The 948-nt window shown below is 62.4% G+C and carries 1 protein-coding gene and 1 pseudogene; both read right to left on the bottom strand.

What is annotated here, in order from left to right; genetic code table 11:
* Nucleotides 1-650: phage terminase large subunit family protein (locus tag CAG11_RS33000; RefSeq protein WP_178081837.1), on the bottom strand; the 650-nt coding region annotated here is incomplete at its 3' end.
* Between the two features lie 43 nt (nt 651-693).
* Nucleotides 694-948: pseudogene (locus tag CAG11_RS32995) on the bottom strand (DNA packaging protein); the annotation flags it as partial.

The following is a 948-nucleotide window of genomic DNA, read 5'->3' as shown; positions in this document are numbered from 1 at the left end:
TGACACGGCACCAGGCCAATACGCTTGTCCGACAGCTCCAGCTCAGCATCGATTGCCGACAGCCCCTTGATGGTCGGGGTGCCGCCGATGATGATCTTGGAACGGCGGAAGGTCTTCAAACGCTCCTTGGCCAGCTTGATGCTGTCCCCCTGCCCCCTCAAGTTGAGGTTGCAATCGTCGGGCTCCTCCACCGCCACCCGAGGCACCGGCGTCGACTTCACGCTGGCCGGGCTGTTGGATCCGACCATCTTCAGGAAGCCACCGGGAAAGCGCTTGAAGTCCTGGCGCTGTTGCAGCTTCCGGCTGCGCAGGTCGACCTTTTTCCGTAGCCGTGGGGTTGCCTCGATCATCGGTTCCAGCTTCTCGGCCACGTACTGCTTGGCCGCCTCGGCCTTGGGAAACAGGATCAGGATCGGCGAGGGGTCGAGGTCGATCCACTTGCCGATGGCATTACCCATCACCCCCGAGGTCCAGGCCACCTGGGCCGACTTGCGACCGACGATCTCGACCACGTTCGGATCATCCAGCGCTTCAAGGGGGCCGCCTGGCCAAATCAGGTGGGGTGTCTTGTCAAAGCGGTACTTACCCGGGGTCGCGGACTCCTCCGGAGCCAGCCAGCGGAACCGGTCGGCCCACTCGACAACGCTCATGCGTGGCGGCGGGGCCCACTTGCGGCAGGCCCGGCGTATGCCCTTAATCGCCGTCTTCTTCAGTGCCTTCCGTGTCGTCTGGCTGGTCAAGATCCCCATCGAGATCGCCATCGTCCTCATAGGCGGACAACCTCCTCAGTATCAGTTCGATGGGCTCACGAACCAGTTGATCGTCCACCTCGACGCCGTAGCGAGCGGACAAGGTGGCCGCCAGTTCATCAGGAAAGGTATTGAGCAGTTCGATCTTGGCGGCGGTGATCACCGCTTCGAAGCGCTGGACGATCTCGGCTTCTATCAC

Source organism: Pseudomonas sp. B6(2017), from assembly GCF_002112765.1.
GTDB lineage: Bacteria > Pseudomonadota > Gammaproteobacteria > Pseudomonadales > Pseudomonadaceae > Aquipseudomonas > Aquipseudomonas piscis.
Note: the sequence above shows the minus strand (reverse complement) of the source record. Positions and strands in the feature narration are given on the sequence as shown.